The sequence below is a fragment of the Acetobacterium sp. genome (genome assembly GCF_041752335.1).
In the GTDB taxonomy this organism is placed as follows: domain Bacteria; phylum Bacillota; class Clostridia; order Eubacteriales; family Eubacteriaceae; genus Acetobacterium.
Window position 1 is genome coordinate 16659 of record NZ_JBGSHG010000030.1, and the last position, 22303, is coordinate 38961.

The window sequence follows — 22303 nt, forward strand, 5'->3', positions numbered from 1 at the left end:
TAAGCATTATTGCCGTTTCAAAAACTGCCCGATAGTGGCAAAAGAGCAACTCTTTGACAGGGTTGCTCTTTTTTTGTTGGCGATAAACGGTCGAACTGAGCAATGACCGAGGGGTCAGACCCTTGTTAATCTGTTGTTCGCCGTGGAAGCACACAACAGATTAACAAGGGTCGGTACTGAGTTAGCTAGTTATTTCTTCTTTTTTTTAAGAGCTCGATAAACTGGGTTGAATAAGCCAGGGTCTCGGTGGGACAACTGTCGACACAGTGACCGCAGCCGACGCAGCGCAACTCGGATACCGGCCTGCCGGTGGCAGCGCGGGTTTTTAAATCGATTGACATCGGACAGGCGGCATTGCAGCGTCCGCATTGGATGCAGTTGTTCTGATTGGTTGTTATTTGCTGCCCCACCAGCTTGCCGAGCAGGCCCACCACCGTTCCCAGGGGACAATAGTAACAGTAGCCGCGGCCGCTAAAGACTACCCAGAAAAACATCGCCATCAGCAGCTCGGTGGAGAGGTATTTATAGGTTTCGACTTTTGCCACCGCATCGCTGTTAATCAGCGGCAGGCCCAGCAGATATAATACCCAGTAGGCGGTAAAACCGACGGCGATCACCAGAAACAGCCAGCGCAGGAAGGCAAACCGTTTTAAACCGCGGGCTTTGACTTTTTTTCGGGACCCCAGCAAGGGCATCACCGGATCAAAAACCTCACTGGCAAAACCATTAAACAGGCACAGTGTCGAACACTGCCAGCGCCGGCCCAGCAGCAGGGTTCCGACCAGGACAACGATGGTGACGAGCAGATAAAAAAGCAGCGCCAGAGAGATCCCAGTGAGGCCAAAGATCGGCAGATATTTTAGATAAAAAGCAGTACCGGGGTCCATCAGCTGTAGGGGGATGGTGGTCCAGGGCAACGGCATTGCAAAAAAGTAGAGCTCCTGATTATCTAAAAGTATTGGCCCCAGAATATGAACGACCAGAGCCATCACGATAAAACCGGTCAGATTACGTTTTCGCATCACGGTCCGTTGCGATGAGCCGATAATGCGCAGGGTCAGAAAGCTGCCCAGAACAATAAATATGGTCTTGACCCAATTTTCATAAAACCCCCACAGCCAGCTGATAAAGGCAGCCACTTCCGGGGTGGCGCGACTGACATAGCCAAAATTCAGCCCGGCAATGATCAGGCAGAGGATGATATACACCCACAGGATTGTTTTTAGTGCGTTTATCTCGCTGGAGGCTTTAATTTCTCCAGAATTATTGTGATTCGTCATGGCTTCGTCTCCCTCATTAACTGCAATTTTTTCTTAATTATAAGCTTCTTTCGCGATAAACACAAGAATGGTCATGATGCCAATCTGAAAAAGCTGCTTGACTGCTGGGGTGAAAATCGGTACGATAAGTTACAATTATATGATTATAATTTAATGAATAAATAATAAAAACAAGTGGAGGCATCTAATGCGACGAGCAAATCGGGAAGTAGTAGAACTAACGGAGCTTATTGAAATTATTAACGGCTGTAAGGTGTGCCGGCTGGCCATGGTTGACAATGGTCAGCCCTATGTGGTGCCCCTGAATTTTGGCTATCGCCGGGATGATTCAGTCATTACTGTCTTTCTGCACTGTGCCAAGGAAGGCCGCAAAATGGACATCCTGAAACAAAACAATCAGGTCTGTATTGAGATGGATCAGATGAAAGAGCTACTCAGCGGCGAAAAGGGCTGTGATTACAGCTGCTATTTTGAGAGTTTTATCGGCACCGGTCAGGCGCTTTTTCTTGACGATGCCGCAGCCAAAGGCCAGGCCTTACAGGCGATTATGAAACAGCAGACCGGCTGGGACGATTTCAGCTTTGATCAGCATGTCCTCGATCAGACCGCCGTGATTGCGGTTGAACTTAGCAGTTATTCGGGCAAACGACACTAGCCGCTGCGCTGTCTGTTATCGGCAGGGGTCATTTGATTTCGATATTTTCAGCGATGTTGGTTTTAATCTCCGGGCCGGCCATTTCGCTGGGGCTTGCCTGTGGCTTTTTCGTGGCGATGAGAATACCACAGATAATCAGGCTCATCCCCAGCAAATGACTGAGCTGGATTTTTTCATTAAGCAGGACGGCGGCCAGGATAATACTGCTGACCGGCACCACGCTGGTGAAAATCGCCGCGTTGCTGGCCGCGACCTTCGCAATCCCCCGAAACCACAGGACATAAGATATAAATGAGACAAAGACCCCGTAATAGCCAATACACAAAATCGTCTGGAGCGACATTTTTGCAAATGGATAGCCCCAGGCGTCATAAATGGCAAGAGGCAATAAGCAGATAAAGGCCAGCCCCGCCACAAGCGTTGTCCGGTACACCGGGGACATTGGGACGCACTTTATTTTACTGAGCACCGAAAATAATCCCTCGCCAATAACGGCAATCAGAATCAGAAAATTTCCCAGCACTGAGCTGTCAAGAGACCCCTCAGTAAAATAGGTGTAGAGATTAATACAGAGCAATCCAACGATCACAAAAGCCAGACCAATGGCGTTGTTTTTTGAGATCTTCTCTTTTAAGATCAAAAACGCCAGAATCACCACAATCGCCGGCCCCGAGCTGGAAATCAAACCGCTGTTGGCGGCTGAGGTCAGCTGCAGGCCCCAGAAAAGAAAGACCCGGTAGAGCACAATCCCGGCCAGGGCCTGACCCAATAGCACCGCAACGGTTTTTTTATCTAAGCGGTGGTGTTCTTTTTTGATCACAAAGGTGACCAGCAACAAAAAGATCAGCCCGATCGCAATCCCCAATTCGGTGGCCAAAAATACCGGCACTTTTGCCACCATCATCTTACTGACCACAACCGCACTGCCAGCGATCAGCATCGCCAGTGTTAAATCCAGATAGGCGCTTAATTTTTCTCCCATGATAATCCTCTTTTCTCCTCGATATAGTTATGATAAAATATTACCTGATCGATGTGGTTTGTAAAGAACCACTTAAACGGTTTTTTAGCAAACCACTTTAGGAGGAACGTGATGTGGATTAATATCGATAAAAAGAGTGCCCGCACCTTGATGCGACAGCTTTATGATCAGATCAAGTATCAGATTTTAGACGGCCGGCTTGCCCCGGCTGAGAAGCTGCCAGCAACCAGACAGCTAGCCTCCGATCTGGGGATATCCCGAAGCACCGTTCTCGATGCCTACAATCAATTGATTGCCGAGGGCTATCTGATTGGAAATCATGGTTCCGGTACGGTGGTCGCCAGCGGGATCGATGTTCTTGCGATCCCGCTGGAAACTGCTGCACATAAAAGTGACGCTGCCGGATCGAAAAACAACCAACCGGAAACCGCAGTTATTGATTTCCAGTCCGGCGTCATCGATTCGCCCCAGTTTCCGCTGTCGGAGTGGAAAAAAGCCTATCAGCGCAGCCTTGATCAGGTGCCCGAAGCGGCTTTTCATTATCACCCCAGTGCTGGGGTGCTGAGCTTGCGCCAGACGATTGCCGACTATTTGCGGCGAACTCGGGGACTCGATTGTGATCCTGATCAGATTATGATTGTTTCTGGTTCAACCCAGGGACTGGCGCTGATCGCCGCTTTATTTTATGATCAGCAGCAAGCGGTGCTGATTGAAGATCCCACCCATCCCGGATTGCGCAAGATTATTGAGCGCTCAAAACTCAATTTAATCGGGATTCCGGTGGATGATCAGGGTCTGATAACCGATTTACTTGCCCCCCACCCAGCCCCGGCCTTTATCTATACGACCCCGTCTCATCAATACCCGCTGGGCGGCATTCTGCCGATCCAACGCCGTCAGAAACTGATTCAATATGCCATTGCCAACGATGCTTATCTGCTGGAGGATGACTATGACAGCGAATTCCGCTTTGAAGGCCAGCCGGTATCATCACTTTATGAGCTAAGTCCTGACCGGGTCATTTACCTGGGGACCTTCAGCAAAATCCTCACCCCGGCCATTCGACTGGGCTATCTGATTCTCCCGGAGCCACTCATTGCACCCTATCTGGAGCTTAAAAAATACTCCGATGTCCATACCGAAGCCCTTACCCAATACGCTCTGGCTGAATTTATTGACAGCGGCGGGCTGGAAAAGCATATCTGGAAGATGAAAAAAATCTATGCAAAAAAACGACAGCATCTGATTGATGAATTATCCCGCTGCTATCCTGATGAATTCGAAATAAAAGGCCATGCCGCCGGACTGCATATGGTTGTTCATTTTAACGGCGTTGTTTTTGACGGCCCACTGATCAATCGCATCAATGCCCAGCAGGTGCGGGTCTATCCCATCGAAAACTACGTTTTTGGCAACAAGACGCCCTACTGCAGCGACATCCTCCTCGGCTACGCCCATCTAACCTTTGCCGAAATCACCACCGGCATCACCCGGCTCTGTACGGCCCTTCGACAACCGGAATCTTGAACACAAAAAAGACACTCGCGCGAGTGTCAAGATAGTTAAAATGATAACCCAGTACCGACAATTGTTACATCATGTTGTACGCATCGGAGCGGACACGGCAGAGCCTGTCCGATTCCGCGGCGAACAACAGATTAACAATTGGTCGGTACGGTAGTATAGCGATAACCTCAAGAGATAGATTCGAAACTGGCTATTTTTCGACGGCATCGATGGCGGATTCGGCATCAGTAACGGTTTCCGTGGGGGTATTTGGGGACAGGGTCATGAAAAAACCGTCGGTTTGATCGATAAAGGCGGCGGCGCTGTCGAAGCTGACATCGAGGAGGTGGCCGCCCTTGCTGCGGTCATCGGCGATGAAATGGAAGTGGTAGCCTTTGACATTCAGGCCGCCGATATCCTCCGGGCACCACAAACCGACCAGGGTTCCAGTGATCTTTTGGTAGTCAAAGATAGCTTGCTTTTTGACAGCTTCAGAAAGCACCGGATAGGGTTTTTCCTGACTGGGCACCGAACGGGCTTTGATGGTGTTGAAGGTGCCGTCAATCCGGAATACATAAAAGGCCTCCGGATTGGTTATCAGTTTGTCGAGTTCCTGCTCCAGAGCCGCCAGACTGGCGGTTGGGCCTAATGATTTGGTCGCATCCTCATTAAAATAGGTGACGGCGGCAAAGGGGGTGGTGTCGGCATCCGGGACTTCCACCACTTCCCCGCTGGCTTTGACCTTGTAGACGGTATTGTCAATCATCACCAGCTCGCCGTCCAGGGCATTAAAGGTGCCGATGCCGACATCGCCGTGTTGCTTTAATTCGCCAAAACTCATAAAGCCATCGTAATTCCCGGCCAGCAGGGAATTAATGGTCGACGCCTGGAAGAGGGTATCCTCTTTGGCGGCGGCGTCACTGCTGGTGTTAGTGGTTGCGGCGGCACAGCCGGCCAGCGTAACCACAGATAAGAGCGATAAAACAATAGCGGTAATTTTTATTTTCATTTAAGTTCCTTCTTTCATTGTCATTCAGGTCATTGCGAAAGTTCCGTGAGCGTTGGCTTCGGTATTTTTTAGTTTCGCAAACGCCTGGTGTTTATTTAATTTGCTCAACCCAGCCCTCTTTTAGCGAACCGAGCAGACAATGGTCAAACAAGGGCGCTCCGATTTTTGCGATGATCCGGGCGTTTGGCTCGTTGTCGCCATCAGCTTTGTTGATAAACAGAATCCGGGTGGTATTTTTCGCCAGGGTCTGGGTTAGTTTATTGTCAATAAATGCGGCCAGAGTCTGCTGTAATACGACTTCATCAAAAATCGCCGGTTCATTATTATTTTGTTTTTGTTGAGGGTAATATAATTCCGAGCGATGAAAGGTCGTTTCGTCAATTTTTCGAAACAGGATCTCAGCTCCCATGACGTGAATCAGTTTGGTGGTGCTTGACGGAATCGATGGTTCGTAGTCGCGATAGAATTTATAGGGTTTGCGTTTTGATCCGTCTCCTTCGTTAATAATGACTAACGGCACAATCGCCGCTTTTAAAGCCATCAGCTCGGCTTCGGAAAACCCCGATATTTTCTGACCGTTGACTCTTTCCTTCCCGATCAGCCATTCCCGTTGAGGGTCTTTAGCGATCGCCGCGATCACGGCCGTCATTTTATCGCGGATCAGGCACTGCTGCTCCGGGACATCGGCAATACAGATTTTTGCGGTGGTGGTCATCACATGGTTAAGCTTGCGGGCTGCCAGTTCCTTGCTGAGGGCAAACATCAGCGCGGTTTTGCCGCCGCCGCCAGTGATGGTAATGATATCATTTTCGGTGATATTCAGCTTGTCAATAAGATTTATCACGGTTCTCTCTCCCATTCTATTGATGCTTGGCAAGTCCGTAAACGTGATCAACTTCCCGGGGGTGTTCATCCGCTTAATTTTACACCGCAATTCCTTGCGATGCAATGGTAATTATCGGTTGTTTTTTTTAAGTGATCGTGAATTCGCTAAAAGATTCCGATAATTAACCGTCCCGACGGTGCCGCGGCATTGACGGCAGTTTTAAGCAATGATAGAATGAAGCTGTGGTTGAGCTTACGGCTTTTTTTCTACCGCAAAAGCCTTGCAGCTACAGAGGAGGCATTATGATTACCTTTATTGTCGGACTATTTATTTTAATTTTAGGCGGATTTTTCTACGGCCAGCTGGTCGAAAAGGTGTTTGGCCCGGATGACCGCCAGACGCCGGCCATCAGCCAGGCCGATGGAGTCGATTTTGTGGCTATGCCCAAATGGAAAAATCAGTTAATTGAGTTGCTGAACATTGCCGGGACCGGACCGGTGCTGGGACCAATCCAGGGGATTCTGTTCGGGCCGCTGGCGTTTATCACGATCCCGATTGGCTGTGTTCTGGCCGGGGCTGTCCATGATTACCTCAACGGGATGATTTCAATCCGAAACGGCGGCGCCCAGATGCCCCGGATGGTTGGCAAATATCTGGGCACCAGGGTCAAGCGTTTTTACACCCTGGTGTTGTGGTTGCTGCTATTTCTGGTCGGCGTTGTTTTTATCTACACCCCCGGCGATTTGATCACCAAGGATATCCTGAATAAGGATGCCGGTGCCCAGAACATCACCATCTGGATCGTCTATGCGGCTATTTTTGGTTATTATTTAATCGCCACCTTCTTTCCCATCGATAAGATAATCGGTCGGGTCTATCCGATTTTCGGGGCCATTCTGATCCTCTCAGCGCTGGGCGTTTTTGCCGGCATCATGATCGATGGCGGCGTCAATCTCCAGAACCTGTCCTGGGAAACCCTGCCCCAGCATCCCCTCGGTCAGCAATTTATTCCGGTTTTCTTTATTACTGTCGCCTGCGGGATCCTGTCCGGCTTCCACGGCAGTCAGTCGACCCTGATTTCCCGAACCGTTACCTCCGAAAAAGAGGGGCGCGCGACCTTTTACAACATGATGATCATGGAAGGCTTTATTGCCATGTGCTGGGCCGCCGGAGCGATGATCCTCTTTAATCGCGGCATCGATTTAAGCACTGGCGCTACCGCCATGGTGGGTCTGATCTCACGCGAATTTCTGGGGCCGATCGGGGCCTTCTTTGCCATCCTCGGGGTCATTGTGCTACCGATCACTTCCGGTGATACCGCTTTTCGGTCGCTGCGACTGATGGTCGGCGAAGCCTTTAATATCGATCAGACCGTCATCACAAAACGGCTGCTGACAACCCTGGCGATCTTTATCCCGGCGATTGTGATTCTAGTTTTTGCCAAGACCTCGCCCAATGGGTTTAACCTGCTGTGGCAGTATTTTGGTTTTACCAACCAGTTTGTGGCAATTTTCGCCCTGGCGATGGCGGCCGTTTATTTAAAAACCGAGCAGAAAATAATCTGGATCTCGCTGCTCCCGGGGATGTTTTACACCTTTATCGTAATCAGTTATATCTGCCATGCGCCGATTGGTCTGGGTCTCGAACCGCGACTGGGCCCGCTGTTGGGTATCGACCCCAACAGCTATATCCTGTCCTATCTGATCGGCGCTGCTGCGGCCATCATCTATCTGGTCCTGGTCTTAAAACGGGGCCGACATGGTCTGGATAAGCTTCATTTATAAGTTTGATTAAATTTTCAATCCAACCCATCCCCGTAAAGAATCCCGTCATCATCGTAGTCGATGATGACGGGATTCTTATTTTGACTATTTTCTTAACCGGATAACCCAGATCCTCAGGCATTTAGATCCTGCTGTTTTTTTATCAAGTTCTGATTATAAATCGTTTCGATTTCATCCGGATCCAGAGGCCTGCTAAACACATAACCCTGGATTGCATCGCACTCACTGTTTTTCAGGATGCGATAATTTTCCCACGCCTCAATTCCCTCTGCCATAATTTTTAAGTTAAGGCTGTGAGCCAATAGAATCAGACTTTCAATTACCGCAATCCGGTTGCCCTGTAAAAATAGATCGCTGATGGATTTATCCAGTTTTATTTTGTTGACCGGCAGATAAGTCAGGCAATTCAAGGACGAATAACCGGTGCCAAAATCATCTAGGGCCAATGACAAGCCGGCTTCTCTGATAGCTTTTAAAAACTGATCGGTCTTGCAGTCATTTTCCATTAAAATGCTTTCTGTAATTTCAATCTCAATAAACTGGGGATCCAATTTATGTTTTGATAGCAGAGTCGTGATGTGGGTGATATACTCTTTGTCACGAAGCTGCCGGTTGGAAAAATTGATAGCCACAGGTTTTTCTGTCAGGCCCTTGTTTCGCCAACGGATGATCTGTTCCACGGCTTCCCGGGCTACCCATCGGCCGATCTCACTGATTAGCCCGGTTTCTTCGGCCACCGGAATAAACTTGTCTGGACCCAGACTGTGTTCCTTGAGCCTTAAGAGGGCTTCAAACCCGATGATCAGGCCAGTGCTTAAATCCACCTGGGGCTGATAAACCAGCTTAAACCCATCAGACTTCAGGGCCGATCTCAGAATAGCTTCTATTTCGATTTTCCGTTTCATTTCATTTTTCAATTCATGATGATAATACATGTAGTGATTTTTTCCTCGATTTTTAACCTCATACATGGCTGTATCTGCATTCATAATCAGTTGATCAATAGCACTGCTGTCATATGGATAGCAAGAAATGCCCATACTGATACTTACAAAGACTTCCCGGCTGTCCAGGATAAAGGCTTCATTAAATGCGCTCAGAATCTTATTGGCATATGTTTCAATATCTGCCTGATGACATTTATTAGTAATCAGAATCAGAAACTCATCCCCACCCAATCGGCCAACCATCATATTATCGTCGGACATGTCCATCAGACGACCGGCAATTTGTTTTAGCAATTCGTCACCATGGAGATGACCGAGGGTATCATTGACGCTCTTGAAATTATCGACATCCAGTAGCAGCACCGCACCGGTGCGGCCAGCTTTGAGTTCTTTTTCAAATTGATTCAAAAAACTCATGCGATTCGGCAGTTGAGTTAAGAAATCATGTCTGGCCAGATAGCGGATCTGTTCTTCCTGGTTCTTGAACTTTGTATTATCAAGTAAAATTCCATGTAACTTGTTATAGTACCCGGTTTCTGATTTCATCCCTTTTCCCCGAATCAGCAACCACTTTTGATGATGCTCTTCCCCGCTCGTCAAAACCTGAATATTGATCTGGTTTGATTTACCTGCAAGGTAGTTTCGAACTTCCGCAAGCAGCTGCCTGCGATGGCTTGCTTCCATCACAATTTTCATCCAGCCATAGACATTGAGACCATTGCTGACAGTTTTGTTAATAATCCGAGAAAAATCTCCCGCAAAATATATCTTTTTGGAAATGAGATCCACTTCCCAAACGGCACTGTTAGTTTCTTCGATGGCCAGCTCAAACTTCTGATTCAGTTCGCCGACTTCCCGGTCATGTTCTTCCATCACGCTATATTGCCGCCGCAAGCTCCCCTCCACTGCTTCCAGTTCGTCATAGGTGAGCTTTAGCTCGGTATTGCTGGCCTCCAGAGCTTTTTGCATGCTCCGGCGTTTCATATTATCATAGATTAAAATCAACGTCAGCAGGGTCAGAAAGCTTAGCATAATGGCCGTGGCCAGAATTACATTGCGGTATTTGTCCAGGGGATTTTCGACCTTATTAATCAGCACGGCATCGCTGGGAATCAGCTGATCGGGAATCTGGTATTTTTGGATTAGTGCATAATCGAAAATATAATAATAGGGCGTCTCGATTATTAAAGGGATGGTTTCCACTGGCGTACCCTCAAAAATATCGCTGACCAACTCAGCCGCCGTTTTACCCATGGCTTCATAGTCGACCATTTTTCCACCGATGAGTCCATCGCCGACCCCGCCCACCGAAGCCCGGTAAACCGGTATTTGGGTATGCTGGTTTAAAAAGGCAGCAGCCTTTTCAAATTCCATATATTCTCCATTTTTATCCGGATTCATATCCAGAAACAGCAGTATAGACTCATCACCAAGTTTCTTTACCTCTGCCCCCAGCTCGGCAAAGGTATAGTCGGGAGTATTGATGGTGATAAAGGTGAGTTCCGGAAAGTCCTGAAGTAAAGTTTCAAACTGCTGGCGGTTGCCCATACCGGTTAAGGTTTCATCAGCAATACCCACCACCCTGGTGGCCTTAGGGTTAAACACCTGAGCAATCTCCAGGGTTTCTTTAATCGATATTTTCTCAATATTACCAGTGATATAAGGGTCTTTTGCTGCCTGAGTGGCTCGGATTTCATCATTTACCCCTAAAAAAACAATGGGTATCTGGGGAAAGAGTTCATCCTGATGATCCATAGCAAATTGGAGGGCATTATCATCTCCTACAATCACCGCATCATAGGGCGGCAGATTAGCCAATTTGAATTTCAGGCTCTCATAAAAAACCTGTTTGTTCTCCGGGGTATCCAGGCGTTTGGTGTCCATGTATTCAATTTCCAGTTTAATTCTCTGTTCTTTAAAAACCGACTTGATACCGGCAATCTGGTCGGGTACCGAGACAAAGCTCTCGCTGTAGGAACTGATAAAAAGAACGGTCTTTTCGTCCTCGGCCTGAACAAATAAAGCCGGCTCTAAGAGCATACTTATAAAGATGAACAGACTTGCAATAAAAACGGTCTTGGCTGATTTTTTCCAGTTCCTTTTTTGACTTGGCTCTTTGTTTGTCATCTACCCCTCCGTTAAAAAAATCCTCTTTACCTCACTTCAACTCGATTGCGGCCCTTTTCCTTGGCCTGATATAAGGCCCTATCAGCCCGCGAAACGATAGTTTCCGGTGAACTGTCGATTTTATATGCTGACACTCCGAGGCTGATCGTTACCTGAGCGGCTTTTGTAAATAAATGAGTGGCCACTGCCTGACGCAGGCGTTCAGCCAGCCCGGTAGCTTCTTCCAGACGGGTGTCTGGCAGAATTATCAGAAACTCTTCTCCGCCCCAACGCCCGACCACATCGCCAGTGCGGACATTTTGGTTGAGAACTGTGACCAGCTCAATCAGTACCCGATCCCCGACCTGATGACCATAGGTGTCGTTGACCAGCTTAAAATGATCAATATCCAGAATGATGATGGCAAATGGCGCTAAACTGGTTTGAGACCTTTCAAATTGCTGTTCCAGGGTTTCGTCCAATTTTAAGCGATTGAAACTCTGGGTCAGTTTATCGGTAATCGACAGTCGCCGGATTTCTTCCTCCATCAGTTTTCGTTCACTGATATCCCGGGTGACCCCGAGCATTCCGATAAAGCGCCCATCTTCGCTGTAAATACCGGATACCGTTGCTTCAGTCCAGACGGTGGTACCATCTTTGCAGGGTTGTTCCAGTTCCCCCCGAAAGACTTGAAAAGGGTGACCGTTCTGCACTGAGTGGATGGCCCGGTTCAGTCCCTCATGCATATGAATCAACGAGCCCGGACACAAGACCTCTTCCTGGGACTGGGACATGACTTCTTCCACCGTGTAGCCCCGGAGTTTTTCCACTGAAGGGCTGATATAAGTGAAACGTCCTTCTAGATCCATGGTCCAAATCACATCAGCGGCATTATCCGCCAGCAGCCGATGCAGTTCTTCGCTCTGCTTCAGTTTCGCTTCAATCGCCTTGAGCTCGGTAATATCCCGGATCACACTGAGGGTGTGGGGAACGCCATCAATGATAATTATCTTTGCCGAAACCAGCCCGATATTGGCTTCATTGTTTTTTCCATAAAAGGAAAACTCAATATTTTCAACAAAGCCATCCGTTTCCAGCTTTTTTATAAAGGCTACCCGTTGACTATGATCAACATAAAGATCACAGATATTAAATAAACCCATTTCTAAATCCTTATCGGTGAATTTTGTAGCTTCGAGAAAAGCCCGATTATAGGCAATCACGGAGCCATCCTGGATTGTTGTAATGACGGTTGCGTCCGGGATTGTCTGAAAAACCATTTCAAAATGGGAACGGGCTTCTTCTAACTCATGGATGGAAGATTCCAGTTTTTCGGTCATGCTGTTGAAGGCATCCGAAAAATCGCCGAGAAAATGAACCCGCTGGGAAAAATCCCCAGAGGCTATCGTTTTTGTTATCCAGGTCAGGTTTCGAAGCGACGCCTGGAGGTTTTTCATCGATCCCAGTACGTAGCCTTTTCCTTTTATGTCATGGGAAAGATTTCCATTCCCCAACTCTGCCGCTGCGTTTCTCATCGTTTTAATGGTTTGATCAACCTCTAAAAAGGTGTCATCACTGCTGATATTTTCTGGGGGAACCGCTCTGACGCGAAGGTCATTGAGCAGGGATTTAAAATACTCTAAAATTGACCGTGCATCTTTGCTGATCATATCCGATTGTCAGCTCCCTTCCATTTTAACTATTACTATTTTTTACGTAATTTTAATCTTCGAACAGTCTATCATTTAGTTCCATCACCCATTGTTTACCGATGATAGACTGTACGACATGTAGTGAACATCTTTTATGCAGAATTGATTTCTGAGCTCACAAAATTTTCCAGTTACTGTGTTACGGCTTTAGCACTAAAACGACAGGTTCGATCACCGGTACACCAGCAATCAATTTCTTTGACAATAAAGGGTTTCCCGGAAAAATTCTCAAGCAAAGCCGAAATAAAGCCTTCATCATAGGTGCAGATCTCATACCCTTCCTCAGGCAATCCGGAACAATCCAGATCTTCTGAGACAGTCAAAATTAATTCGCCTTTTTCGATGTCTGCTTCTTCCACCCGAAGAATGCCCATGCCCAATTCCTTGAGCACCGCTTTCAGCTGATTGACAAAATTATTGAGCTCATCTGTTTTTGTGATCATATTCTGGTAAAATGCGTTTCCGGCCAGCTGACCGGCCTCATAAAAAATTTCATCGGTTTTTTGTATGCCGACATGTTTTTCGATGATATCTCTAAATGTAAATTGCATCAACCGATATACCTCAACCCGGGTGGTATTGCCCAAATTGGGACGTCCTTCGCCAATATCTCCCAATAGATCCCATGAAAACTCATATTTTCTTTTCACGATGATACCCTCCGATTTTAATGATTTAATATTTTTTCTGTTTTCTTATGTCATCCTTAAATTAATTTTATTTCATTATTTTACCACGTTGACCCGGGGGATTGTCAAGGTGCTTTAATTTGCTAAGCCGCTTTTTATCAACGAACATGTTTTATTTTGAAAACAAGGCCAATGAAATTTTTTTGAAAACGATTCTCATAAAAGTTGACTTGACAATAAAAAATTCTTCAGCTAAAATAGATAGCATGCTAAGTATTGGAGAAGTAATGAAAAAGCAACACTTTAATTTTGGAAAAACGGTGAAACAATTAAACAACATTATGGAAATGCAGTTTAACCATTTGCTGAAACAATGGGATCTGACCTCATCCCAGTTTTCAGTGATTATGTTTCTGCTGCATAATCAGGATCAGGAAATCAATCAAAAGATGATTGAAGAAGCCTTCCTTCTTAAAGGACCCACAGTTACTGGCATTGTCAAGCGCCTGGTGGAGAAAAATTTCATTCGGCGACGGCCAGATTGTCATGATCGGCGGATTAATTATCTGGAGCTAACCGAAAAAGGACAAGCCCTGGAACCGCTAGTGTGTAATGAGATAACCCGACTGGAAACCGATACCCTCCGTGGTATTTCAGAAGAGCATATCGATCTGCTGGAAGAACTCCTGAATCAGGTCTTGAGAAACATCACCTGCCCCGCCCCACCTACTGTCATTTAGTAATCGCAATACCGACAAACAACAAAGAATAATTAATTAGTACGATAGCGAAATGCAAACCTATCGTTTACGGAAATATTGTTCGATGCTAACCGTCAGCGAAGTTCACAACAGTATCGCATTGAACGATCACTTGGATTCAACGAAAGGAACATTTATGAAAAACGATTTATTTGAAAAGTACCCCATCCCTAAAGCGGTTATGACCCTGGCAATTCCCACTATGCTGAGCATGCTGGTGACGATTGTTTACAACATGGCCGATACCTACTTTGTCGGCCAAACTGGCGACCCCAACCAGGTGGCAGCTGTCACCCTGACGATGCCGATCTTTTTTCTGCTGATGGCCTTTGGTAATATTTTTGGCATCGGCGGTGGTTCCTATATTTCGCGGCTGTTAGGCGAGCGGAAAATCACCGATATCAAACACACCTCCTCCTTCGCTTTTTATGGCTCGATTGCGCTGGGCCTGATCGGGATGGTAGTATTCCTGGTCTATATGGATCAAATTCTGACGATTGCCGGCGCCAGCCCCAATACCATCGGCTTTGCCAGAGACTATTTAACCATTGTTGCCTATGGCGCTGTGGCCATCAGCCTGCAGAATTCACTGGCCCAGATTGTCCGGTCAGTGGGAGCTGCCAAAGAATCAATGATCGGGATGATGATCGGAACCATCGTCAACATCATTCTCGACCCGATTATGATTCTGGGCATGAACATGGGCGTTGCCGGAGCGGCCTGGGCCACCGTGATTGGAAATGTCTGTGCCGTTATTTATTTCATATACTATATTTTCAAACACAGTGATGTCCTCTCCATCGCCCCCAAAGATTTCCGAATGGAAGGCGCCATTGCCAAAAATACCTTTGCCATCGGGATTCCGGCCTCAATTAATAATATCCTGATGAGTTTTTCGATGATCATGCTGAACAGCTTTGCTTCAGCTTATGGCGATACTGTCATTGCCGCTTTGGGTGTTTCCGGCCGGGTCTTCTCCATCGTCGTCATGCTGGCGCTGGGTCTGGGCATGGGGATTCAGCCTTTTATCGGCTACAATTACGCCCAGCAAAACTATAAGCGGATGAATGATGCAATCAAGTTTACTGCTGTGGTTGGCATGATTATGGGCACCGTGGTGATGATCTTTTCGATCCTTTTTGCCACTCAGATCATCACCTTCTTTATCAATGACGCTGATGTCATTGCCATCGGCGCGACGATGCTGATTATTCAAATGCTGGTCAGTCCTTTTCTGGGCCTCCAGTTTATCGTCACCACGGTCTATCAGTCTTTAGGTAAGGCGATCCCTTCGCTGATCCTGACGGTTTGCCGACAGGGTCTGGCGTTTATCCCGATTCTGATTATTGGCTCGTCGCTGTTTCAGCTCCAGGGCATTATCTGGGCCCAACCCCTGGCCGATGTCGTTTCGATTATTCTGGCAGTTTCAATGTACACCGTTACCTACCGCAAACTTCGAGCCAGCAAAGCTGAACCTGTTTCCCTGGCCATGGAAGACAGTCTGGCCTAAAAATAACGCAAAAGCATCCTTTTAATAGAGGATGCTTTTTTTTGGTTCGTAAATGGATGATCACTGCTAATCCGGGTATAACAACTATATCAAATTTATAAGGGGGTTAACCCATGATTATGCTTGTCTTGAATTGCGGAAGTTCGTCGGTGAAATTTCAGGTTTGTCGGATGCCAGAGTATGAGGTTCTGGTCAAAGGTTCCATTGGCAAGATCGGCTACTCCGATGCGGAATTTAAACTAAAAATTAAAAATCATGTTCAAATCCTGGAAACGCTTCCTATTAAAGATCACGAAAGTGGTATTGATCTGATTCTAAATACCTTAAAATCGAAAGAAAAGTCATTGGGATTTGCCCTGACTGAACTGGCAGCTGTCGGCCATCGGGTGGTTCAGGGCGGTGAACAATGCAATGATTCTATTCCCATTACGCCCGCCGTCATTGATTATATTGAAAGCATCAAGGATCTGGCGCCGCTGCACAACCCCCATCACCTGTCTGGCATTTATGCCTGTGAAAAACTGCTGCCAGGCATTCCCCAAATCGCGGCATTTGACAATGGCTTCCATATGACCCTGCCTCGTCATGCCTATTTGTATGCCCTGCCTCTGGAGCTCACCGAAAAACATAAAATCCGGCGCTACGGATTTCATGGGATCGCTTTCCGAAGCATGGTTACCGAGGCTGAAAAATTTCTGCCAAAAGATTATGAAGGCTATCGGATTGTCAACATGATGCTGGGCAGCGGTACTACCGCCAATGCAGTTTATTATGGTAAATCAATTGATGTGAGCACCGGTTTCACGCCCCAGGAAGGCCTGATTCAGTCCACCCGGGCAGGTGACATGGATGCTGCCGCCTTGCTTTATTTAATGAAGCAAGAAAATCTATCCCTTAGTGATGCAGACACCCTGATTAATAAAAAGAGTGGTTGGCTGGGATTATCTGGAATGGGCAATGATATGCGTGAAATTTATGAAGCTTCTTTAATTGGAAATCAGCGGGCCAAGGATACCATTGCCACCGTCTGTCACCGCTTTCGCAAATATATTGGGGCCTATGCCGCTGAAATGGGCGGTCTCGATCTGCTCCTCTTTTCCGGCGGCGTCGGTGAAAATGCCTGGTATATCCGGGAAGCCGTCTGCACCGGTCTGGAATTTATGGGGATCGTATTGGACTCTCAAAAAAACCGGGAGCTGTCTGGAGAAGGGGTGATCAGCACCGCTGATTCTGGGGTTCAGATCCTGGTGGTCAGTGCCAATGAAGAAAAGGTGATTGCCGAGGACACCTTTGGGATCCTCAGCCACAGTGATTAATTGATCCAAGAACTAACGGATCAGAAATCTTATCAGACTGACCTTGCATTTCTTGCTTCACTGGCTTTGAGCCGATGTTCGGTGTGAACCATCCCGATGTTGGTGGTCATGACGTTCCCGGTGGTGGCTGGATAATCCAGAAAGATAGCAATAGTCACGGCAAGGGCCAATCCTTCCAGAGGAATCCCCAGCAGGTTGAACACAATCGTAAAGAGAAAAGCGCCCATACCCGGGGATGGCGGAACCGCCACCGAAAGAATCATACACAGGATCACTACCGGAATCATATCGGGCAATGAAAAAACGATGCCATAAATATTCCCTATAAACAAAGAAGTCAACAGCAACATCGGAATGGCATCCTGCTTGTTAAACAATACCCCTACCGGGATCGAAAAATGCACCACGTAATCCCGGATTTTCTGTTTACTCAGCGCAGTTGCCGTGTGACTGGCAAAGGCAGCACTGGAGCTGGCGGTAGATAAGGCAATCAACAAAAATGGAGCTGCGGCTTTGAGATAGGCCCGAGGGCTGATTTTTTCATAAAAAGCTAAACTCAATAGCATGGTTAGATCGACAATCAGGTAGGATCCAAGAATCAGGGCAATCAACCGAAAGGACCCCAGCAACGCGGCGCCTTCCCCAGAGATCACCATATTCAGGATACTGATAAACACCACTCCGGGCATTAACGCGCAGACCGCATCCAGAATGGTTGCAAAGATCAGATTTGCTTCGGTGATAATCCGAGTAATGGCAGGAAACCGACCTTTTAAGGTCAGCATCACAATCCCGCCAATAATGGCCAGAAAGATAATCTCCAGGGTATTGCCATCAAGAAAGGGCTGAATGATATTGGTGGGGATAATCCCAAACACCATCGTCCCGATCTGATTCCACAGATCACTCTGTCCACCCTGACTGGCGGATCCTGATTCCTCCAGCAGAAACAGCTGCGCTATCGTCAAGGAAACCGCTGATGCCAGCAGCATAACCACCATAGTCCAGGTCAGCAGCAGCCGGAAAATCCGCTTCATCTGGGCCAGGTTATCCATATTGAAAATACTGCCAATGGCCGAGAAAAACAGCACCGGGATAACAATAGCGTTAAGAAAGCCAAAAAATGTACTACTGATCGGACTCAGAATACCGGTACCGATCTGTTTGCCCAGATCAGGTGCCACCGCCTGAAAAACAAGCCCGGCGATAATCGCCCCCACCAGCGCGATGGCAGTGGTCAGGGCCGGGTTCAAGGGTTTCTGTTTTAGGGTATAGGAGACATTGTTACAACCTTTTTCATAGGAGTAGGTCACTGCCGACAGACCGATTAAAATGTTCTGGCCAATCCGATTATAGTCGGCTTCCTCATCTTCGGATGTTTCCGGTAGTGTCAGCGGGTTTTCCGGCGCCCCCCAGTAATTTAAGGCCAGGGTAATCGTTCGAAACCGTTTCTGAATGGACAATTCAAAACTGGCATTTGCTTCAGCATGCTCCACCCAATAAACAATGGCTTCCTCCACAAAGAGCTGGGCTTTCATATTGTCTGTTTTTGGACACTTGTATTGGTGTAGCAGTTCCTGAACAAATGCATTGGTTTCATCAAGGCTTGACAGGCACAGTGGTAAGATCTTTTTTGTTTCCATGGTTCCCCCTTATGCTTTGTATCTTAGGACTGCTATCTTTAAGAACCCCACCGCTGACTATTTTCGGGCTTCGGGATGTATCCAGAAGTCCAGAAATAACAGGGACACTCGCACAAATAACACAGGATACAATCATACCCTGTGTTATTCACGTTGATGGAAAACTATTATCATCATCAAATGGTGAATCGATTAGTCTAAGATTACCACTATTATACCACTTGACTCATTCTGCCGTCATCATAATTTAACTGCCAACTTACTCCAAATTTATCGACCAGGGATCCGTAAACCTTGCTCCAGAAGGTTTCCTGAAGTTCCATCTCCACTGTGCCCCCATCTTTTAATTTATAATACAGAATTTTGATCTCATCCAGATCGTCACTGAAGATCACCAGAGTCATCTTATCTTTTTGAATATCCGGCGATTTTTGGGGGGTAGCCGAAAGCAGCATCCTGATTTCATCGGCCTCCAGATCAGCCCGGATCACCACTTTGTCGGAACGATCTTGCTCGACCGCTTCTGGTTCGGGAAGCCTGTCACCAAACAAGATGATTTCCGGAATATCGGTGCCGAAAACGTCGGCATAGAATTCCACTGCTTCCTGACAATTGCCATTAAAACTAATATAGGGTTGTATCTGCATTTCAACACTCCTTTTTCCCTTGTATGCGAACGTTATGCTCAAGCCTTACATGGTTCGCTTCGAACTTTCTGTTTTAATCAATTTTACAGAACCATGACACTCTGTTACATTGTATAGCCTATTTTTTACGATTTAAACGGTTTCGGGTAAAATTTCTGTTAGTTTCTGTAAAATAAAATTGACCAAATGCAAATCTGCTGTTATTGTTATAAGGGCTGTTAATGGAGCTCTATTTTAATTCATTTCTGTCCGGTTTCAGGCAATAATTTATTTAACATCCGCAATCTGTGTTATAAAGGGAGGATTTTTTGTGAGTATACTATTTTTAATTATCGGGCTGGTATTATTAGTTAAAGGTGCCGATTTTTTTGTGGAGGGTTCGTCCTCCATTGCCAAGCGGTTTAACATACCCAGTATGGTTATCGGTTTGACCTTGGTGGCCTTTGGCACCAGTGCTCCGGAACTGGCAGTCAGTGTTTCCGGATCCCTTAACCAGGCCAATGGAATTGTCTTCGGGAATGTGGTCGGTTCCAATATTGTCAACGTCCTCTTTATCCTGGGAATCTCAGCTTTTATCAGCCCTATCAGCATCAAATCAAAAACAATTTTTAAAGAAATGCCTTTTGCTATTCTGACCACCGTCGCATTAATGCTGATGGTTATGGATGGATTGATCAACGGCGACCCCATCTCTGTGGTCTCCCGTTCTGAAGGGTGGATATTACTGTTATTTTTCGCAATTTATCTTTATTCGATGGTAGAGATCGCCATTCTTGGAAAGGAAGAATCCGAGGGTGAGATTCTGCTGTTACCGGTGCCAAAAAGCATTCTCTTTACCCTCGGCGGATTGGTGGCAATTGTTTTTGGTGCCGATCTAGTGGTAAATGCTGCCATCGAAATCGCCACCCTACTCGGGATGTCAGAAACCGTTATCGGTTTGACCATTGTGGCTATCGGCACCTCCCTGCCGGAACTGATCACCTCGGTGGTAGCGGCCAAAAAGGGCGAAAACGATATTGCTGTTGGTAATATTGTCGGCTCCAATATCTTTAATGTCCTTTTCGTTATGGGTATTTCTGGTGTAATTTATCCCATCAACATTGCCATGGAAAACTATGCCGATCTCTGGATATTGCTGGCGGCCATGGTCGTTGTTGTGCCGATGATGTACACCTCAAAAAAAATAAGCCGCTGGGAAGGCGTTGTGATGATGCTGGGTTATGTGGGCTATTCGGCCTTTATTATTATGCGCGCCATTGCCTAAATTAAATTTAAAAAAGCACGGGCCTAAAACCTGTGCTTATTTATGCGGCGACTTCATCATCAGCCTTCATACTGGCTGATCAACTGATCCATGGCGGCCACCGTGGCTTCTTTGGGCAGAACATAGGGGCTGCCGGGTAGGCTTCTGAAAAAGTCGTCAAAGGCTGCCACAATATTTTCTTCTCTTAATTTAATAGTTTTAAACACCTGCTGACCAGCTCTTTTGTAATGTAAAATCAAATGCACCAGAGTCGCTTCATTGACAAATTCGACCGCCGAATTCAAGGCAATCTTTTCTTCATCGAAGGCATAGGTTTTCCGCGCCTCCGCCTGAATATCGTCCCGAACCCGTTTAGTCAACATCAGCCGCTCGGCTGGGGTAAAGGGAGCGCAAACCTCATCGGGAAAGTACATGTTGCCATTTTCCATGAATACTTCCAGATTTTTCAGGGAAAACACATTGATCATCGACCGGTTTTCCTGTTTAAAATAGTCATAGAAGCGATTGGTGGCAGCCACCAATGGCTCATAAAAGGGTAAGTTCTTGCGAACCTTGTCAGCCACCATCTCATGCGTAGCATAATAGGCGAAACAGGGTAAGGGCTCCACCACCTGACGGATCCGATAGGTGGTGTCCAGGGAATAAATGGCAAATAAATCCCGGCTTTCTTCAATAAAGGGTTCGGTCTGCTGAAGGATATTCACAAAGCCTTTCTGATAGAGGCTGTAAAGCTCCGGATCATGATAGCAGATGGCCCGGCTGAAATCCCGGGAAATAGTAATCACATCTTCTGAGGTGAGGATAAAATATGGAAAGAGGACATTTATTTCCTGAGTATCCCCGGCTAAGTGATAACAATAATGAGAGTGGTAGGTGACATTGTTCAACAATGACAAGCCGAGCAATGTTTTAAGGGCCCCAAGTCCCGGATCGACAGCATTTTCATCACTGATATCCGGAAAACTCTGGACATCCTGTAATGTCAGATGTTTCTGGTTTCCCAGCATCTGCTGAAAAATATGCTGGTAGACCGCTTCAAAATGACTGGGAATTGCCAGCTTTAAATGGGGACGATCCCCGCAGAAAAGTTCTCGGTCAATGCTGGTTTCGATCATCGTCAGAACCGAACCGGATCCCGAAACGATCTGGATTTTATCCCGGGCATCGGTGGACGCTTCGCACCCGATTTTTTGCTTGATTTCTTTTGAAAATGGAATATGAAAGGTGGTTAATTCATAAATAATCCCGATCAGCTCCACTATTTTTTGGCGGTTGTAATAGGTGCGTTCACCCACCTGGGTTATTTCCAGCAGCGTCTGCAATTCTTCTGTTTCTGCATTTGAAAGGCGTAAGGACTTGCATAAACTGTTGAAAACTTTTTTTGTGGGCAGCCGTTCCCCAGTTTTAACCCGCTGGAGGGTGCTTCGGTTAATGTTACCCATTTCTGCCAGGGATTGAACGGTTTCCCCGCTTTCCTCTATCAGTTCTTCTATTCTTTTGCTAAATCGTGTCATCCGCTGCTCCTGTTTTGATTTATTTTGGGCCGTTGCCAACTCTCCTAAGCTTGCGATTTACAATAATCGGCAACAAAGCCATCATTGATTAAATTACTAAGTTTCGCAAATTCACAGGACTTTTTTGGGCTCTGAAAAACTACTTCCTCCTTTAATTATAGCCATGTTTAAACCAATTGCAAGATGTGGCGTTTAGTGTGCCAGAATATTCT

17 protein-coding genes are annotated in these 22303 nt (G+C 46.7%); 7 read left to right on the forward strand and 10 right to left on the reverse strand.

Translation table 11 applies throughout. The features are described 5' to 3' along the window. Positions 1-185: 185 nt before the first annotated feature. Positions 186-1280 carry a 4Fe-4S binding protein gene (locus ACEW8F_RS04255; RefSeq protein ID WP_373482229.1) on the reverse strand — a complete coding sequence of 365 codons (1095 nt, stop codon included), beginning with the start codon at positions 1278-1280 and terminating at the stop codon, positions 186-188. Between the two features lie 187 nt (positions 1281-1467). Between ACEW8F_RS04255 and ACEW8F_RS04260 the strand changes: the two genes are divergently transcribed. Further along, the gene (locus ACEW8F_RS04260) at positions 1468-1935 is read left to right on the forward strand and encodes a pyridoxamine 5'-phosphate oxidase family protein (RefSeq protein WP_373482230.1); all 468 of its coding nucleotides are present in this window, start codon (positions 1468-1470) and stop codon (positions 1933-1935) included. A gap of 28 nt (positions 1936-1963) precedes the next feature. Here ACEW8F_RS04260 and ACEW8F_RS04265 read toward each other — a convergent pair whose 3' ends face one another. Beyond that, entirely contained in the window at positions 1964-2917 is a 954-nt protein-coding gene (locus ACEW8F_RS04265) for a DMT family transporter (protein WP_373482231.1), read from the reverse strand. A 111-nt stretch (positions 2918-3028) separates the two neighbouring features. On the opposite strand from ACEW8F_RS04265, the gene ACEW8F_RS04270 reads away from it, so the two are divergent. Then, positions 3029-4444, forward strand: coding sequence for a PLP-dependent aminotransferase family protein (locus ACEW8F_RS04270; protein WP_373482232.1), 1416 nt, complete (start codon positions 3029-3031; stop codon positions 4442-4444). A 190-nt stretch (positions 4445-4634) separates the two neighbouring features. Here the strand turns inward: ACEW8F_RS04270 and budA are convergent, their stop codons facing one another. Both budA and yqeC read right to left on the reverse strand, forming a co-directional pair. Next, positions 4635-5432 (reverse strand): acetolactate decarboxylase, encoded by a 798-nt coding sequence (budA, locus tag ACEW8F_RS04275; protein ID WP_373482233.1) that lies wholly within the window; start codon positions 5430-5432, stop codon positions 4635-4637. A 91-nt stretch (positions 5433-5523) separates the two neighbouring features. Beyond that, the gene (yqeC, locus tag ACEW8F_RS04280; protein WP_373482234.1) at positions 5524-6276 is read right to left on the reverse strand and encodes a selenium cofactor biosynthesis protein YqeC; all 753 of its coding nucleotides are present in this window, start codon (positions 6274-6276) and stop codon (positions 5524-5526) included. Positions 6277-6560: 284 nt separating this feature from the next. On the opposite strand from yqeC, the gene ACEW8F_RS04285 reads away from it, so the two are divergent. Then, the gene (locus ACEW8F_RS04285; protein ID WP_373482235.1) at positions 6561-8042 is read left to right on the forward strand and encodes a carbon starvation protein A; all 1482 of its coding nucleotides are present in this window, start codon (positions 6561-6563) and stop codon (positions 8040-8042) included. Positions 8043-8155: 113 nt separating this feature from the next. Here the strand turns inward: ACEW8F_RS04285 and ACEW8F_RS04290 are convergent, their stop codons facing one another. The 3 genes from ACEW8F_RS04290 to ACEW8F_RS04300 form a co-directional block, all read right to left on the reverse strand. Beyond that, entirely contained in the window at positions 8156-11116 is a 2961-nt protein-coding gene (locus tag ACEW8F_RS04290) for an EAL domain-containing protein (RefSeq protein WP_373482236.1), read from the reverse strand. A 26-nt stretch (positions 11117-11142) separates the two neighbouring features. Next, on the reverse strand, positions 11143-12765 hold the full coding sequence (locus ACEW8F_RS04295; RefSeq protein ID WP_373482237.1) for a diguanylate cyclase: 1623 nt from the start codon (positions 12763-12765) through the stop codon (positions 11143-11145). Between the two features lie 173 nt (positions 12766-12938). Beyond that, positions 12939-13457 carry a V4R domain-containing protein gene (locus ACEW8F_RS04300; RefSeq protein WP_373482238.1) on the reverse strand — a complete coding sequence of 173 codons (519 nt, stop codon included), beginning with the start codon at positions 13455-13457 and terminating at the stop codon, positions 12939-12941. 266 nt (positions 13458-13723) lie between these two features. Here ACEW8F_RS04300 and ACEW8F_RS04305 point away from each other — a divergent pair, with 266 nt between their 5' ends. The 3 genes from ACEW8F_RS04305 (at position 13724) to ACEW8F_RS04315 (ending at position 17023) form a co-directional block, all read left to right on the forward strand. After that, positions 13724-14176, forward strand: a complete 453-nt coding sequence (locus ACEW8F_RS04305; RefSeq protein ID WP_373482239.1) for a MarR family winged helix-turn-helix transcriptional regulator — start codon at positions 13724-13726, stop codon at positions 14174-14176. Positions 14177-14333: 157 nt separating this feature from the next. Continuing rightward, complete coding sequence (locus tag ACEW8F_RS04310) at positions 14334-15707, forward strand: MATE family efflux transporter (protein WP_373482240.1); 1374 nt, start codon at positions 14334-14336, stop codon at positions 15705-15707. Positions 15708-15820: 113 nt separating this feature from the next. Then, complete coding sequence (locus ACEW8F_RS04315; RefSeq protein WP_373482241.1) at positions 15821-17023, forward strand: acetate/propionate family kinase; 1203 nt, start codon at positions 15821-15823, stop codon at positions 17021-17023. A gap of 32 nt (positions 17024-17055) precedes the next feature. On the opposite strand, the gene ACEW8F_RS04320 is transcribed toward ACEW8F_RS04315, so the two are convergent. Both ACEW8F_RS04320 and ACEW8F_RS04325 read right to left on the reverse strand, forming a co-directional pair. After that, positions 17056-18666: a dicarboxylate/amino acid:cation symporter gene (locus ACEW8F_RS04320; protein ID WP_373482242.1), complete on the reverse strand. Its 1611-nt coding sequence runs from the start codon at positions 18664-18666 to the stop codon at positions 17056-17058. Positions 18667-18878: 212 nt separating this feature from the next. Continuing rightward, the gene (locus tag ACEW8F_RS04325; protein WP_373482243.1) at positions 18879-19313 is read right to left on the reverse strand and encodes a VOC family protein; all 435 of its coding nucleotides are present in this window, start codon (positions 19311-19313) and stop codon (positions 18879-18881) included. Positions 19314-19623: 310 nt separating this feature from the next. Between ACEW8F_RS04325 and ACEW8F_RS04330 the strand changes: the two genes are divergently transcribed. Beyond that, positions 19624-20577 (forward strand): calcium/sodium antiporter, encoded by a 954-nt coding sequence (locus tag ACEW8F_RS04330; RefSeq protein WP_373482244.1) that lies wholly within the window; start codon positions 19624-19626, stop codon positions 20575-20577. A 59-nt stretch (positions 20578-20636) separates the two neighbouring features. Here ACEW8F_RS04330 and ACEW8F_RS04335 read toward each other — a convergent pair whose 3' ends face one another. After that, positions 20637-22091: a helix-turn-helix domain-containing protein gene (locus tag ACEW8F_RS04335; RefSeq protein WP_373482245.1), complete on the reverse strand. Its 1455-nt coding sequence runs from the start codon at positions 22089-22091 to the stop codon at positions 20637-20639. Positions 22092-22303 lie beyond the last annotated feature (212 nt).